This is a genomic window from Halorubrum halophilum (assembly GCF_000739595.1).
Lineage (GTDB): Archaea > Halobacteriota > Halobacteria > Halobacteriales > Haloferacaceae > Halorubrum > Halorubrum halophilum.
In genome coordinates this window covers 38,826-54,850 of sequence record NZ_BBJP01000009.1, presented here as the reverse complement: position 1 = coordinate 54,850, position 16,025 = coordinate 38,826, and the positions used below count along the sequence as shown (strand labels likewise).

The window sequence follows — 16,025 nt, the reverse complement described above, 5'->3', positions numbered from 1 at the left end:
CCAGAGTGGACAACTAGCGACTTTGAAAGAGAATTCAAGGAGTATCTGACATGATTCAAACTGCTAATGGATTCTTTGAGTATGTTGTAGATGACAATTATCTAGACGAGATCCAAGCAGATCTGAACGAATTTGATGCTCTTGTGGGTTATTATCACAACGATTTGGAGGGAAAAGTAACCATGATACTCAAAATGCCAGATATTGATACAGAGATAGGGTATATTCATTAAACATTAATTCAACACAATATATTATTTTCAATAATAACTAAAAAGAAAGCCTTAAATTAATAAGACTTCAATTTTTACGCACTAAAGATTTAGAATATAAATCTCATCGATGTATCTCTTTGAGATATTGAAAGCCCAAAGGTGTGATACCAACACACCCTTGATGGGAAGATGGTGATCTCCTACATGACTAAATTACATCCTCAAGAATTTAAACCTATTGATTTACCGCGAATAAGAGAACGATTAGCTAGTCAAATAGCAGAATCGTATAGAAACAAAAATAACGTGTTAATTGAATCTCTCCCGATCACGGGTAAGAGCCATTCGACATTCAAACAGGCTCAAGAGACTGATACTCAAATCCTGTATCTCACTTCATTGAATAGACTCAAGGAGGATTCTATTAAGAAGTGTAATGAATTTGGTTTATCGTACCATAAAATCCCGGTTCCGCATGATGAATGTCCCTCCTTTCAGAACGACAAACATGGATTGAGAGAACTATACCGAAGGGGAATATCAGCAAAGGAGTTACATGAAAGGCTTGAGCTTCCCTGTAATGGCTCATGTCCATATATTGAGTCTCTTAACCGTGATTTATCGGATATAGACGTATTGATCGGGAATCCAAAACACGCATATAACCCCAATTATCTTACTAATCGGGTAGCAGTAAAAGACGAATTTAGCGAAAATGAATATGAATTAGTCTATCACAAGCCGCGCGAATTGATAAACAGGTTTATACATAGTGTTAATTCTTTCCCGCTAAACTCCTTTACTGAAATAAGGGAAGCTTCCCAAGAAGAGACTGCGAAAGTCGTTAATTGGTTCCAAGAATTCGACGTATACCGTGATACAGAAACAGCATTAGATCCCGAAGAGTATCACGTCCATGCGCCGTTATTGGCCTATGCTCTTCTTGTAGGGATTGAGGTTAATCCGGGTTGGGAAAAGACCCATACTCAATTCTCTGAAATCGATGGGATTGATACTCATATCGGTGATAATGCTCAAGTTGTCTTTGATGAGAAACGCGAGAGTATGTATTTACTCAATCCTCCCGACTTTGAATCAGCTGATGGATTTATCGGTCTAGACGGAACCCCGATCCCGGAAATGTGGGATTGTGCTACAGGCTTGAATCTTGAGCATATTCAGGTTCTTTCCGAAGAGGAAAAGAAGCGATATATCACCGATATTCTGAACCTAGAAATCAAACAGGTATCAGAGCATAAGAGGTATTATCAAAACTCAAATAATATAGCAGTAAATCAGGATACCTCCTTAGCGTATTCTATTCAGCAAAAGGAGGGAGAGAAACCGGGGGTTATCACGTCGAAAAAAGCCATACAGAAATACGATGACGAAATAGAAGAGTATACAGATAACTCCCTGAACTTTGCGCGGATATTATCGTCTAACAAGTTCCAAGATAAGCAACTAGGATTTGTCACGGGTATGAGAAATTATGGTGATGAATACGTATTCAAGTGGGGTTCTTATCTTGGCAAATCGGTTCAAGTAGATCGGGAGGGAGAGACTGAATACCAATTCGGAAATGAGACATTCAATATCTTCCCTCTGTATAGGAATTTGACCCTACAGGATGTATTCAGGTTCGGACGATCCAAAGAGCCAACTACAGTATACGTTAATACCTCTGGTTTACCGAATTGGGTTCCGGTTCAGAAAGAAGAGCTACAGTCTCACTCTCCTAGTAAACTAGCAGTTATCCGGTATCTTCGGGAGAGTGATGAGCAACATAGCCAAAAGGAGATTGAGAAAGCTACAGGATACAGTCAAAAACAGATTAGCAGGGTTCTGAATCAACTAGAATCGATTAAGAAATACAATTCGTCCGGCGCGTTTTTCCCGGACAAGTATGAATGGTGTGGTAACTAATGTCACGTGAGTCATTTCGGCTTATTAGTTTATTAGAAGATATGACTCACGTGGTAATCACTAACATGGACTTTAGAAATATGATAGCAACATTCGGATCGATCTGTTTTGGTGGAATAGTAGGACTAGGACTAGCAGTTTTGACTTTTAGACTATGAGTGAATATAAGAGCGTAAGAGCGACAGTTAACGACCCTGAGCTAATAGAATTGATTGAGGAAGCGACTTATCAGAGTGAACTATCGGAACAAGACATTGTTATCGAGGGACTGTATAGGGTGTTTGAAGAGGAGTGTAGAATTACACACTAGGCAGATATTCTATTAGATTTTTACCCATCATAATTGAGATTACAAACAATCCAATTAGAACAGAAACAACAACTACAACAAATAATATAAGTTGGTCAAATATATCATTATGTGTGAGATAAGCTGAATATCCTTGTAATAATGAACCAGTTACCAAGAATATAGTCAAAATTCCAATTCCAATATTGGTTCTTATCTGGTTCTGATTTAGCTCTTCTTCATGAATTACTTCGAATCCTTTGGGTGTTAGGCCCAAATGAGTACCTGTTCTTTCTGCGTGTTCTGTTAAACCAGCTAAACTACTTTTCTTAGGGCGGTTTATCTCTGTTCGATGTCCAACATGATGGGATCCAATCAAACCAACCTCATGAAGAAAGGCTAAATCCTCTTGTACTTGTTTAGGATCTTTATCAGATTCTTCTACTACAGGATGATCACTATCATAGTCTGAATCTTTCGACCAAAGTATCTGATTGTCATATACTATTTGAAGGGCTGTGTTGAATCGCCATACGGCAGAGAGGTAGGCCGCTAAATCAAAGGAGTTGAAGCGGGAGACTTCAGTTGCCTATGACCCAAATCTCCCGCTTCATCGGGGAGGTTGTACCGGTTGCTCAAAGAGTTACTGGCGATGGAGGCGAATCCGCCGCCCCGGACGGTGGCGGCGGATTCGCCGACTATGCACTCGTTTCCCTTCACTGTCTGCGGATTTACCTTGATTCATCGTACCGCATGACGATCGACCTGCTCAAAGAGATGCCACAAATAACCGGGGAGATCGGCCTCAACGCGGCCGATCTCCCCGCGCCGTCCACGTTGTGTAAGGCGTTCGACCGGATCAGTATGAGCGTCTGTCGAGTGCTGCTGCGCCAGTCGGCGCAGCTGCACGATCTCTCTGAACACGCCGCGATCGACGCCACGTTCTACGACCGCTCACCAGCGAGCCGCCACTACTGCCAGCGAATCAGCTACCGCGTTCAAAAGCTGAAAGTCACAAAACTCGTCGATACAGCGTCTCAAGCCGTCCTTGACGTTCACTGCTCAACGAATCGGGAAGGAAGCGACGCAGACCTTGCTGAGCAGATCGCCCGCCGGAACGCGGGCGATCTGCGGTCTCTTGCGGCCGATAAAGGCTATGACAAGCAATCGCTTCGTGAAGGATTACGCGACCTCGGGATCAGACCGCTGATCAAGCACCGTATCTTCGCTCCGTACGACCACGCACACAACGCCAGAATCGACGATAACCGCTACAATCAGCGCTCTATGACCGAAACCGTGAACTCGGCTGTGAAGCGCTCGCTCGGCTTCGCCGTGCGAGCGCGCTCATGGTTCCGTGAGTTCCGCGAAATCGCGCTGATGTGTGTCGTCTATAACATCAAACGCTTCGTCAAACAGTGAATCTCCACGCCTTACAGCGATTCAACACAGCCATTTGAAGAGTATCTTTCCACTCGGGATCAGCCATAGTCTGAGATTTAGCTGAACCAGACTTAGGAGTTTGGTGGAGAGAAACGGGTTTTCCCCTTAGCTCATCAATCAAATCCTGTTTTCGAGCTTCAATTCTAAGCGAAGATTCTGAAAATTTTATTTCAGCTAACACTACCAATAAAAAAGCAACTATCCATACAAGAGGATCTGAATATCCTTCAATAAATAGCCACAAAATACCACCATACAGGATCCAAGAAATCTTTTTGAGTATGATTCTAAACCCAACTTTCTGATACTCATTCATAATTTGTGTATCAAAGCTCCAAACCATAGCAGAAACTTTCTCAAGAATCACGGATAGGGCTTTCCGTGTTTCAAAAAATCCATCTAGCTATACAGACTCAATTGTGATTGATTCAGTAACCGGATCACTCTCAGATCCATCTGGACCTTCAACAACAAGTGTAATCTCATAGTCTCCCGCTTGGATATCGTTATCCCGCCGATCGAGGAACCACATACTTTCTCCTACTAGGATAGTTTCTCGATCTGATTCAGTTTCAATTGTGTTTTCTCTTGTTCTTTCTGTCTCATAATCTTCGCTTGTTATTGTCCAATGCTCTTGAGTAGTAAATTCGCTAGAATAATTGGGAACCCGATACTCCCTTGAGAGCATTAACCAATCTTCATCATACTGAATCGATACTTCATCTATCTTAGGCCGGTCGATATTCTCTTGAGAATCTGTTTCTGTTTCAGATTCATTTTCATGGGTTTCCTCTGAATCTTCATTTTCAGAACCTTCTGTTTCTATGCTAGTATCAAATTCGGCACTACACCCCGCTAGAGATACAGAGCCACCGATTGCAATCAATATCCGCCGTCGATTCGTCATGTTTAGAATGACAATTGAACAGTAATAATGATTGTCGTCACACAATAGGAGCTATCTTCAACCTAAAACGCCGACGTGAGCCTGATAACACAATGGGGGGATTGTTAGTGTTATATTGGTGATTTCAGAGGATAGAATAGCTCTTCTTACAGTATTCTATTTTGATTACTATCTGTAATACCTTCGTTTTGGATTATAGATCGACAGGCTAGGGGGATCGTAGCAGCCAAAATCGAGGGATATAGGATTTAGAATTAGGGTGATAATCGATATTTGGTGGGTAGATAACACAATACTCCCTGTTATCACGGGATAGACTACACCCTACCCTCAAATTCTCTGGAGCGACGTGAGACGCAGAATCCCCCCAAGAGACTATTTTTAAACTTAATAGCCAAAAATCAGAAATATCAAAATCTGATAAGCTCTGAATGTGGGCATTTGTCCAAAAATATCAAAGATAAATAGACAAATATTTAAGTTTGGAGATGCAAAGTAATGTAAGGGCAAATTCCTGTCCTTTGTTCCCTTCGGGGGACAAAAAATAAATCCGGTTCTAGTGATGATTGAGTAGGTTCAGAAACCCTGTAGGTGGGGGACAATACACCTACCTAATTTCCGTTTTGGTAACGTGACTCACGAAAGCCCTTTATTTAGTATGCTACAAGCCGAAAACAGATATGGACAAAGACGATCTAACTCAAGAAGATATTGAAGCTCTAAAGACTGTAGCAAATTCGGATCTACGTTCAGCAAAGTATGCTAGTAAGCTCTGTGAGTCGTTCAATATCGATACGTCCGAAACCACTACTGAACCCAAAAAGACGCTAGACGCTTCTCCTGAACCGACAGAGAAAGAACAAGATTGGTTCTAGATATCGTTTAGATATTCTCTTCGTTGCTCTACTTTCACCTCTTCAGAGCGTCGATCGTAGTGTTGTTCCAATACATCCGGAGATACGTTCATCCGATCACTCACGACTTCTACGGGAACATCTTGAGTAAGGTGGTGGGTGATTGCTCCACGTCTCCAAGCATGGGGGCTTCTTGAGGAAGGACAAACAGAGGGAGAATAATCTTCTCCCCCTAGAGCTTGGCAGCTATCAATATCTTCTCCGTGGGGACAATCTCCACCATTGTACTTACATGGGTGACTCCACCGATAGCAGGTTTCACGGATTGTCGATCGCGAAACCCTCCCGAATTGTGTGGCAAATAATGGATTTCGCCCGTTACTGCCTGTTACCTCCGGTCTAGAGTGATTGACGTAATCGCTAATCACTTGGTTCAGATCCTCGCTGATAGAGATTAGCCTTTGACCCTTGTTCTTATTCTTTAAGGGCGTTTCCGGCGGTCGATGTATCGCTCTGAGTCTCTGATTTTCTCTATCATAATCACAAAGATCGAAGGATCTGAGTGTACCACTACGTACACCACACCGCCATAGAACGGTTAAGAGCGCATGGTGAAGTGAACCATATTCAAAGCGAGAAAGATACCCAAGTATGTCTGAAGCTGTTTCTGGTTGAATCAATTCGTCCCTCTGTCGTTCGGTTTGGCTTGGAGAGGGAGAGAGAATCTTGTTGTGTAAGTCTTGTTCGACCGCATCAATAGACTCACACCACCTGATAAACGATCTTAACGTATCTATCTGGTTCTTGAGTGAGACTGAATTAAGATCCTCTTGGCGATATTGTTTGAATCGCAGTAGGGTGCGACCGGAAAGGACATTTAGATTCTGAATCTCTTCTTGTTCACACCAATCGGAGAATTTCCCAAGCTTGTATCGATACGCTTTGATTGTGTTCTCTGCTAGCTCTGATTCTCTATCCTTCAGATAGAGATTGATTCCCTCTTCTGGATGGATGGGTTCAAGTTCGTTTTCGGACATTGTGTTTTCCTCTTAAAGCCCGAAAACGGGAGTTAGATGGCGTCTATCATGCGGTCGTAGTCGAAGCCGACCGGCACGATGTGGGTCTGCATACGCCGTACGTCGGGCGGGCGGTGGTAAAAACGGCAAGCATCGCGGCCGTCGATCGGCGGACGCAGAGACGGGACCGCGGAGCGCGGGGGGTTCCGTACTCCCGGCCCTCACGAGTACCGTCGGAACCGTTCGCGGAGGGAACCTCCGTCGAGGGATTAGGTCCCGCCGGCGCAGTCGCCGCTTCCGTCGTCGATCCGCTCGGTCGACCACGGAGTGAACTCCACGTAGTCGCTCACCGGCTGTCCCTGGGGATCGTCTTCGGGGTTGTCGGGGTGGTCGGGCCCCGACTCGTGGCCCCAGTAGTTGCAGGTGGCGTCGATGGTATCGTTTTCCGAGAAACTCTCCTCGACGACGGCTCCGTACTCCTCGTTCTCCTCGATGTTGTTGTTTCGGAGGATCGCCTCGTAAATCTGTGAATCCCTCAGCCGGTATCCATCTTGATTCCCTACCAAGGTACAGTTGCGGATGTCCAGGAACGAGGCGGCTTGGACGATTCCGGCGCCGTCGTTGTCGCGGATCTCGCAGTTCCGGATCGGAACCGGCTCACCGACACTGCCTTCGGTCGCCCCGACTCGAACACCCGAACCCGCGTTGTCTCTCACAACGCTGTCGATAACCTCCGTTTCGAGGTCAGATCTGTAGTGATTGATGTACACTCCCGTATCGTTGTCGACAACGAGACAGTTCCGTACTCTGACGGTCGTGTACGGCGCGCCGCTAACCCCATTACCGCCGTTCCCCCGTAACTCACAGTCGGTAAGCGTGAGGTCGCTGTACTCGTCGGTGATGACTCCTATACCACCGTTTCCACGGATTGTACAGTCGGTTAGCGTGAATCTCACATATCTGTCTCCCACCACGGCGTTCCCGACGTTCTCTTCGACGGTCACGCCTTCGAGACGGACACCTCTGCCAATTTCGTTGTAAATCCCGGTCTCGAACCCGTGGACCGTGAGATTCCGGGCCTCGAAACCGCCCTCATTATGGATGCCCGTACCGTTCCCCGATCCGAGTAGCGAGTAGCCGTGTCCGTGGATGGTCACGTCACCCGTCCGTGTGATTTCGATACACGTGTCGTCCGATCTGATATCGGACCTAACGTGATACTCGCCGGGTTCCGTGATCGTCGTCGGTTCGGTAATGACGTTCTCCTCGGGATCCGAACGCACGGGCTCGTACTCGACTTGTACGATCTCGTGGATCGTTCTGGCGAACCCGCCCGTATCGACCTCCTCGTAGGCGGCGTCTGGGTCGTCGGTGACGATTCGGTACTCGACGTCGGCGCGGAGATCCTGATCGGGATCGACGAAGAGCAGCGACTCGCACTCGCCCCGCTCGCCGCCCCACGTCGGCAGCGTGACCGCGGCGTCCGACTCCGCCCGGATGACGTGTCCGGGGAGTTCGCGCTCCTCGGCGTCCTCTCCTTCCTCCGAGGACGCAGGAACCGTGATCGCGCCGGGACCCGCGAATCCGGCGTCCTCGACGTCCGACGGGTCGGTGACGTAGACGGTTCCGCCCCAGCAGTCCACGTCCTCGTACGGTCCGATCTCCTTGATCCGCATGTAGGACTTCCTCGAGATGTATCCGGTTCCGCCCTCGGGCGGCCCCTCCGGCTCTTCCGGCTCCTCGTCGAGGCCGCCATCGCATACGCCCTCGCCGTCCTCGATGCGCTCGGTCGACCACGGAACGAACTCCACGTCGCCGCTGACGCGTTGGCCCCCCGGATCCTCGTTGGGGTTGTCCTCGTGAACCGGGCCGGACTCGGCCCCCCACCAGTTGCACGTCGCGTCGACGGTGGGGGAGTACTCCTCCGCAGGATTCACGACCCCGTACTCCTCGTTGTCCTCGATATTGCTGTCCCGGAGCGTCGTCTCGTAGGGGTCCGGGGAAGGTTCGCCCGCCCGATAGCCGACGCGATTCCCCGAAAGCGTGCACTCGCGAACGTCGAGGGAGCCGTTCGGCTGATCGATGCCGGCGCCGTCGCAGTCCTCGATCACGCAGTTCCGTATCGGGGTCGGATCGTCGAAGATCCCGGAATCTCCGTACTTCGTTTCCATTCCGGCCCCGTCGCTCCCGCTGACGAGCGTTCCCTCTATTTTCGATCCCGGCATCGGCGTGAACAGGACCGGATCGCCGTTGTCGACGACGCGGCAGTCCTCGACGGCTATGACAGCGCTGCTCCCCGCCCGTATCGGATACGACTCGTTCTCTACCAGGTCGCAGTTCCGCATCGTGACTACCCCGGAGTAATCGGAGAGAGACACACCCCAACCGTTTTGCCGGATCGTCGAATCCTCACAGAGAATATCGCGGGAATTGCGAGTCAGTACTCCAGTGTCGTTGTCTCGAACCGTTATCGAAGAGAGGGTCACGTCATTGCTGAGTTCGACTTCGATGCCGGTCCCGAAGTTCTGGACCGTGAGGTTTCGGACGGTACTTCCGGACGATTCCATGGATAGTCCGGTTCCGGTCCCGTCGCCGTCGATCGTGTACCCGTTCCCGTCGAGCGTCACGTCGTCCGCGGTGATCCGCAAACAGCCCCCCTCCGCGGAGAGGTCGCTGTCGAGGACGTACTCGCCGGGCTCGTCGATCTCCCGGCACTCCGTGATCGCGGTCGGTCCTTCCTGGGCGTCCGTCTGCGAGACGGACGAGAGTCCGAACAGGCTCACACCGCCAACGGCACCGATTCGAAGCGCAGTTCGGCGCGATAACCCCGTCGTAATATTGTCCCGATCTGACATAGCGCATGAGAATATCCGCCGCACCCACTATCGTTATGAGCGGTGTAGATACCGCAGTTGGCGGTTATTCGGACCATTCGCGTCTGTCGCGTGAGACCGTTTCACAGGGGGAACGGAGCGCGTCGTCGACGGCGACTCCCGGCCGCGGTACGCGCGGTCCTCGGCGTTTCCGCCGGGGCAGTCGCCTCAGAACTCCCCGAGCGTCGAGTCGCCGCCGAGGAGGCGTCGGTAGGTGTCGTCGCCGGTCGCGTCGGCGAGGCCCTCGCACAGATCGCGGAGGTCGTCGTCCACGTCCCACTTCGAGAGGTACTCCTGCGTGGACTTGCCCTGCTCGTAGCGGTGGCGCAGGAACTGGGCCTTATCGAGGGGTGTCAGTCCCTCGCCGTCGTCGCCGGTGACGCGCTCTTGGACGTAGGCCAATCGCCGCTCGTCGTCCCACGTGCCGAGGACGAATTCGCCGCCCTCCATCCGGTAGAGGTGGAGTTCCTTCATCTCGTCGGGGTTCGCGCTCGTGCCGCGGGTCAGCATGTTCAGGTCGTTGTAGGTAGGGTTGTCCAGTTCCAGCAGGTCGAGGAACACGTCCACCTCGCCGAGGTCGCTTCCCTGCTGGATGATGCCGTAGATTTCGTCGACGACCGCCTTCGCGCTCATGACCTCGCCGTTGCGGTCCCCCCCAGATCGATCGCAGGCTTCCGCCAGCAGTAGCGTTATTCTCTTGACGCCCGTACCACGATGTGGTATGTCACAGCAAGGCGTTCAAGACGAACTCTACGTCGACCAGTACACGCTCGGGCTGGTCGGGCCCGATCAGGAGTGGGCCGGCACGGTCGCCGACGGCGGGACGGTGGAGACGTACACGCCGCCGGGGTGTTGGGGACCGATGGTCACGCCCTCGTTCCGCGGCGGCCACGAGGTGACCCGCCCGATCCGCGTCGAGGGCGCCGAGGTCGGCGACGCGATCGCGATCCACATCCGCGACGTGACCGTGACGAGCATGGCCACCAGCACGGGGTCGATGGCGGAACGCGAGGGCGCGTTCGGCGACGACCCCTTCGTCGACCACCGCTGCCCCGAGTGCGGGACGACCTGGCCCGACTCGATCGTCGAGGGCACCGGCGAGGACGCGATCCGGTGTGCCGAGTGCGGCGCCAACGCCTCCTCGTTCGGCTTCGAGTACGGCTACACCGTCGCGTTCGACCACGAGAACGCGGTCGGGATCACCCTCGACAAGGAGGGCGCCCACGAACTCGCGCTCGACGCCGAGCGCGTGATGGACATCCCCGAGAACTCGCGGCAACACCCGATCCTGCTGTACGAGCCGGACGGGATGCCCGGCACGCTCGGTCGCCTCCGACCCTTCATCGGGAACATCGGGACGACACCCTCGGTGACGATGCCCGACTCGCACAATGCGGGCGACTTCGGCCAGAGCCTCATCGGCGCCGACCACGACTACGGCGTCGAGACCGAGGAGGACCTCGAACTGCGAACCGACGGCCACATGGACATCCCGGAGGTCCGGGCGGGCGCCACGCTGATCTGCCCGGTCGTCGTCGACGGCGGCGGCGTCTACGTCGGGGACCTCCACGCGAACCAAGGCGACGGCGAACTCTCCCTCCACACGACCGACGTGAGCGGGACGGTCACGATGGATGTGGAGGTGATCGAGGACGTCGACCTTGACGGCCCCGTGCTCCTCCCGAACGAGGAGGACCTCCCCTTTATTAGCAAGCCCTACAGCGACGACGAGGTCGCGGCGGGCGACGACCTTGGGGCAGAGCACGGCGTCGACATCGACACCGACGCCGCCCCGATTCAGGTCGTCGGCTCCGGCGCGACCGTCAACGACGCCACGCAGAACGCCTTCGACCGCGCGGGGACCCTGCTCGGCATGAGCGAGGGCGAGGTCCGCGGCCGGTGTACGTTCACCGGCGGCGTCCAGATCGGCCGGCTCCCCGGCGTTGTCCAGCTCGATATGTTGGTTCCGTCGGACGTGCTGGCAGACTCCGGACTCGACGACGTGACGCGCGAAAAGTACGACTTATAAATCGTTGCTGGCGGATCGACGCCGGGGACGGCCGAACCTCTGGCGGATCACTTATAAATGGTTGATAGCGGATCGACGACGAACTCCTCTAAAGTCCCAGCCGCTCACTTATAAGTAGTTGATTACGGATCGACGGCGGACACCGCCAAAGCCCCAGCCGCGAGGACGGCGCACACTCGTTGCGCTCCTCGCTCGTTCGCTCCGCTCACTCGCTGCGGTGCTTACGTCGTCTGCGCCGTCCTCGCGACTGCCCCTTTGAGTCCCGCCCCGCAACAGCAACCGCGCCTCACGCCTCCCCAGCCTCGCCGCTCGCTTCGCTCGCGGCGTCCCTCGCGCGTGCGATTCGCGCCCTACGGGCGCTCATCGGCACGCGCCACCGCAGTACCGGTCGAATCGCGTCGCTCGCGCCTTTCACCGCCGTGACCGCCCCCGCCCGACGCTAGCCCCCGACAGACCCACGGGGATCCGCCGCGTCGGCCCCTGCGACTCGGCCGTCTGGCGCAGGCGCTCGACGCGCTCGTCGGTCGAGGGGTGCGTCGACAGCCAGCGCTCGGCCGGCTCGTCGGTCCGCTTGTGCGTCGAGAAGGGCGCGAGCGGCCACGACGGCTCGGCCGCGCGCTCGATCCGGCGGAGCGCCCGCGCGAGCGCTATCGGGTCGCCGGTCACCTCGGCCGCGCGGTCGTCGGCCGCGAACTCCCGCTTTCGCGACCGCGACCGGGAGACGAGCGTCGCGACAACGAACCCGGCGAACAGCCCGCCGGCGAGCGCGTGGTGAAGCCGCGCGAAGAGGCCCGAGCGATCGCTCGGCCGCCCGCGGATCCACCCCGAGGCGGCGGCGAGTCCGGAGAGCGCGAGCAGCGCCGGCAGCGCGGCGACCGTGGCGATCCCGACCAGCGAGCGCCCGACCCCGTCGGCCATCGCGATCGCGAACCCGTCGTTCCCCTCTAAGTGCGCCAACTCGTGCGCGAGGATCGCCTCCATCTCGCGCGGGGAGAGCAGCCGGAACAGCGACCGGTCGATCACCAGCGCACCGCCGTCGCTCCCGCCGCCGACCGCGAACGCGTTGGGGGTGCGCGCGTCGGTGACGTACAGATTCGGGCGCGCGAGGTCCATCCGGGCCGCGAGCGAGTCGATCCGGCGGTGGAGGTCCGGCGCCCGCTCCCGCGGGACGCGGTCCCCCTCCAGGTTCGCGAGGAGCTGTGCGGTGCCGAGCCGGTAGCTGAGGTACGCCGACGCGAGCGCGCCCGCGGCCAGCAGCGCGAGGAGGACCGGGAGGTCGGGGCGGGCGGCCCAGGCCGCGCGCAGCAGGTCCGCGACGAACAGCGCCGCGGTCAGGTAGAGCGCGAGCAGCGCGACCCCGACGACCGCCGCGGCCGCGCGGAACGCGAGCCGTGACATACTCGTTCGTACGACGCGGGGCGTCAAACCCGTTACGTCGGCGTCGACCCGTGAGCACGGTCCGGTCGGCTCCCCACGCGCGCCGCCGGAAGGAAAGCCGTAATTCCCCGGCCGCGAAACGCCGTGTATGGACGCACGCGTTCGCGAACACGCGGAGATCATCGCCGACCACTCCACCGGCATCGAGTCGGGCGACGACGTGGTCATCCAGATGCCCAAGGAGGCCGAGGACCTCGCGGTCGCCCTCCACGAGGTCTGCGGGGACCGCGGCGCGAACCCCGTCTACCTCAACTACTCGAAGCGCGCGCAGCGCGCCTTCAAGCGCTCCGCCGACGACTTCTCCGAGCCGAGCCACCGACGCGCGCTCTACGAGGAGGCCGACGTGTTCGTCATCGCGCGCGGCGGCGCGAACGCCACCGAGGACGCCGACATCGCTCCGGAGACGAACGCCGCGTACAACCGCGCGATGGAGGAGGTCAAGCGCACGCGGCTCTCGAAGACGTGGTGTCTCACGCAGTACCCGACCGCGAGCCACGCCCAGCTCGCCGGGATGAGCACCGAGGCGTACGAGAACTTCGTGTGGGACGCCGTCTCGCTCGACTGGGACGAACAGCGCGAGTTCCAGGCGGAGATGGTCGAGATACTCGACGACGCCGACGAAGTTCGGATCAAGTCCGGCGACGAGACCGACCTCACGCTCGACGTGTCCGGGAACTCCACGCTCAACGACTACGGCGAGGCGAACCTCCCCGGCGGCGAGGTGTTCACCGCGCCCGCGCGAGACGGCGTCGACGGCGAGGTCCACTTCGATCTCCCCCTCTACCGCTACGGCCGCGAGATCGACGGGGTCCGGCTCCGGTTCGAGGACGGCGAAGTCGTCTCGCACTCCGCCGAGCGCAACGAGGACCTCCTCTCCGGCATCCTCGACACCGACGAGGGCTCCCGGCGCCTCGGCGAACTCGGTATCGGGATGAACCGCCAGATCGACCGGTTCACCTACAACATGCTGTTCGACGAGAAGATGGGCGACACGGTCCACATGGCGGTCGGCTCCGCGTACCCGGAGACGGTCGGCGGCGACAACGAGGTCAACGAGTCCGCCGAGCACGTCGACATGATCGTCGACATGAGCGAGGACTCCGTCATCGAGGTCGACGGCGAGGTCGTCCAGCGCGACGGGACGTTCGTCTTCGAGGACGGATTCTGAGGACGAGTTCTGAGGCCGGTCATCGTTCGGGTCGGCGGCTTGTTCGGTGATCGTCAACCGCGAAAAGGCGGTGATCGACGGCGGGAGTAGATATAGCGAATTGGGTGATCGGTTGTTTATAAGCGATCGAGTGGTGTTGCTGTCGGCTGGTTATCCGTGATCGATGGTGCTGCGGTGAACACCTCCAAAGCCCCAGCCGACGAGGCCCACCCACCCGCAACCGCAGCCTCACGCCTCCCCAGCCTCGCGGTTCGCGCTCTCCGAGCGCTCACCGCGTCCCTCGCACCGGCGGCTCGCGGCCCTGCGGGCCGCTCACCGGGGCGCGCCACCGCATCGCGTATATAAGTGATCATCGCGGTCGCTCACGGCTGTTTAAATACTTGCTCGCCGCCATCGATCTGCAACACCCTCTCCCGTTCTCGATCGCCGCGGTGTCGTACTGATCGGAACCGATCGAGGCGTGTTGCTCGCCGAGGATCGCAACAAAGCCGCTCAAACCAACCCGACGGCGCCCAGCACCGCGAACAGCGCGTCGCCGTACGTCAGCGAGACGAACAGCCCGATCGCCATCGGGACGACGAACGGCATCCCCGGCGACACCAGCACGCGGTCCGTCCGGGCGACGACCGCCAGTCCGCCCCGGAGCGTCTCGGCGTCGGTACCGTACGCGCCGTGGTCGATCTCCTCCAAGAAGCGCTCGGCGGCCCACGGGTCGTCGAGACGGTCGCCGGAGCGATCGGTGCCGCTGTCGCCGTCGCCCTCGGTCGCGACGCCCCCGTCCGTCCGCGGTCCCACGTGCGTCCCGCCGTCGGTCGGGTCGTGCGTCTTGCCGACGCTGTCGGGGTCGCGGAGGCGGTCCGGGTTCTCGCGCAGGTCCGCGAGGGTCAGTCCGCGCCACCGCAGGTACATCCGGAGGGCGTCCAGATCGAGCCCGTTCCGGGTCGTCCCCGCGTCGTCCTCGAACAGGCGCCCGTGGCGGTCCGGCAGCGAGTCGGTCGCCACCGGCCGCGCGAAGAACATCGTCGCCGAGCGCTCTCCCCGAATGAGGTTGATCCCGGCGAGCGCGAGCGGGTACGCGAGCGCGATCAGGACCGTGTTCGTGAGCACCGTCAGCGAGAACACGCCGATCTGGGTCTCGACGAGCGGGAGTTCCGCTCCGGCGACGACGTACTCCGGGAAGGTGGGGAAGAGGACCGCGATCGCGATCAGCGCCTTCGCGTCGGCGCCGCCGAACGCGCCGAGGTACCAGAACGCGTAGCCCAGCGGCGCGACGAACAGCAGGCTGATCGCGGCCTGGACGAGGAACAGCCGTCCGTCGAGCCCCGTGAGGGGCCACAGCCGGGCGGTCTCCCAGAGCAACAGCAGCGCCCCGAACGCGTACAGCGGCGGCCACAGCCGGTTCGGGAGGCGTCGGGTCCGAACGTCCCGCAGGGCCGCCCACGCGAAGACGGGGACGACGAACAGGCGGAGGGCGTCCGGCAGCGTCGCGAACATGTCACCACGGGCGGCGCGGGCGTAATTAGGCGTTCGGGTTCGCGTATCGCGATCGATAGCGCGGCCCACGGTCGCGGCGGGACACCGCCGGTCTAGTCACCGGTACCGTCTATTTACGAACGGTTGATCGAACCCGATCAGCGCTGGATATCTAAAAAATCAAGATAGTACTGAAAATTCATACTTTGGATAAGTACGGTTGGCACAGATATTCATCAACAGCCGTGGTTTCACTTCTCGCTCTACGCACGCTGCGTTTATTACGTGTAAACAGCCGACAAGGCGGTGTTTTTCGGATACAGCTCATCTTGGACCCCATCGCCTCACCGTTAATTCACCTGAATATCATCCGGATCACACTACATAGCTTTTTG

General features: G+C 56.5%; 14 protein-coding genes. 6 read left to right on the top strand and 8 right to left on the bottom strand.

The window, feature by feature from the left end; genetic code table 11:
• Window positions 1–50 precede the first annotated feature (50 nt).
• Together ACP96_RS03295 and ACP96_RS18455 are read left to right on the top strand one after the other, a co-directional pair.
• On the top strand, window positions 51–233 hold the full coding sequence (locus tag ACP96_RS03295) for a hypothetical protein (RefSeq protein ID WP_050032190.1): 183 nt from the start codon (window positions 51–53) through the stop codon (window positions 231–233).
• A gap of 171 nt (window positions 234–404) precedes the next feature.
• Window positions 405–2,141: a MarR family transcriptional regulator gene (locus ACP96_RS18455; RefSeq protein ID WP_154020391.1), complete on the top strand. Its 1,737-nt coding sequence runs from the start codon at window positions 405–407 to the stop codon at window positions 2,139–2,141.
• Window positions 2,142–2,440: 299 nt separating this feature from the next.
• Here the strand turns inward: ACP96_RS18455 and ACP96_RS18450 are convergent, their stop codons facing one another.
• Window positions 2,441–2,809, bottom strand: coding sequence for a hypothetical protein (locus ACP96_RS18450; protein ID WP_154020390.1), 369 nt, complete (start codon window positions 2,807–2,809; stop codon window positions 2,441–2,443).
• Between the two features lie 212 nt (window positions 2,810–3,021).
• Between ACP96_RS18450 and ACP96_RS03290 the strand changes: the two genes are divergently transcribed.
• Window positions 3,022–3,852 (top strand): IS5 family transposase, encoded by an 831-nt coding sequence (locus tag ACP96_RS03290; RefSeq protein WP_050032189.1) that lies wholly within the window; start codon window positions 3,022–3,024, stop codon window positions 3,850–3,852.
• Here the strand turns inward: ACP96_RS03290 and ACP96_RS18445 are convergent.
• Both ACP96_RS18445 and ACP96_RS18440 read right to left on the bottom strand, forming a co-directional pair.
• The gene (locus ACP96_RS18445) at window positions 3,842–4,240 is read right to left on the bottom strand and encodes a hypothetical protein (protein ID WP_154020389.1); all 399 of its coding nucleotides are present in this window, start codon (window positions 4,238–4,240) and stop codon (window positions 3,842–3,844) included. The two genes, ACP96_RS03290 and ACP96_RS18445, sit on opposite strands and share 11 nt — an antisense overlap.
• A 36-nt stretch (window positions 4,241–4,276) precedes the next feature.
• A complete protein-coding gene (locus ACP96_RS18440; protein ID WP_154020388.1) occupies window positions 4,277–4,780 on the bottom strand; it encodes a hypothetical protein in 504 nt (167 codons plus the stop codon).
• Window positions 4,781–5,460: 680 nt separating this feature from the next.
• On the opposite strand from ACP96_RS18440, the gene ACP96_RS18435 reads away from it, so the two are divergent.
• Window positions 5,461–5,655: a hypothetical protein gene (locus ACP96_RS18435; protein WP_154020387.1), complete on the top strand. Its 195-nt coding sequence runs from the start codon at window positions 5,461–5,463 to the stop codon at window positions 5,653–5,655.
• Here ACP96_RS18435 and ACP96_RS17495 read toward each other — a convergent pair.
• From ACP96_RS17495 to ACP96_RS03280, 3 genes are all read right to left on the bottom strand, one after another.
• Window positions 5,652–6,671: a tyrosine-type recombinase/integrase gene (locus ACP96_RS17495; protein WP_082222452.1), complete on the bottom strand. Its 1,020-nt coding sequence runs from the start codon at window positions 6,669–6,671 to the stop codon at window positions 5,652–5,654. The genes ACP96_RS18435 and ACP96_RS17495 overlap by 4 nt on opposite strands.
• Before the next feature lie 248 nt (window positions 6,672–6,919).
• The gene (locus tag ACP96_RS03285; protein ID WP_050032188.1) at window positions 6,920–9,433 is read right to left on the bottom strand and encodes a right-handed parallel beta-helix repeat-containing protein; all 2,514 of its coding nucleotides are present in this window, start codon (window positions 9,431–9,433) and stop codon (window positions 6,920–6,922) included.
• Window positions 9,434–9,691: 258 nt separating this feature from the next.
• The gene (locus ACP96_RS03280) at window positions 9,692–10,156 is read right to left on the bottom strand and encodes a hypothetical protein (protein WP_050032186.1); all 465 of its coding nucleotides are present in this window, start codon (window positions 10,154–10,156) and stop codon (window positions 9,692–9,694) included.
• Window positions 10,157–10,244: 88 nt separating this feature from the next.
• Here ACP96_RS03280 and ACP96_RS03275 point away from each other — a divergent pair, with 88 nt between their 5' ends.
• Entirely contained in the window at window positions 10,245–11,552 is a 1,308-nt protein-coding gene (locus tag ACP96_RS03275) for an acetamidase/formamidase family protein (protein ID WP_050032185.1), read from the top strand.
• 411 nt (window positions 11,553–11,963) lie between these two features.
• On the opposite strand, the gene ACP96_RS03270 is transcribed toward ACP96_RS03275, so the two are convergent.
• Window positions 11,964–12,950, bottom strand: coding sequence for a M48 family metallopeptidase (locus tag ACP96_RS03270; RefSeq protein WP_050032184.1), 987 nt, complete (start codon window positions 12,948–12,950; stop codon window positions 11,964–11,966).
• Between the two features lie 127 nt (window positions 12,951–13,077).
• On the opposite strand from ACP96_RS03270, the gene ACP96_RS03265 reads away from it, so the two are divergent.
• A complete protein-coding gene (locus ACP96_RS03265; protein ID WP_050027106.1) occupies window positions 13,078–14,157 on the top strand; it encodes an aminopeptidase in 1,080 nt (359 codons plus the stop codon).
• Window positions 14,158–14,649: 492 nt separating this feature from the next.
• Here ACP96_RS03265 and ACP96_RS03260 read toward each other — a convergent pair whose 3' ends face one another.
• The gene (locus tag ACP96_RS03260) at window positions 14,650–15,651 is read right to left on the bottom strand and encodes an A24 family peptidase (protein WP_050032183.1); all 1,002 of its coding nucleotides are present in this window, start codon (window positions 15,649–15,651) and stop codon (window positions 14,650–14,652) included.
• Window positions 15,652–16,025 lie beyond the last annotated feature (374 nt).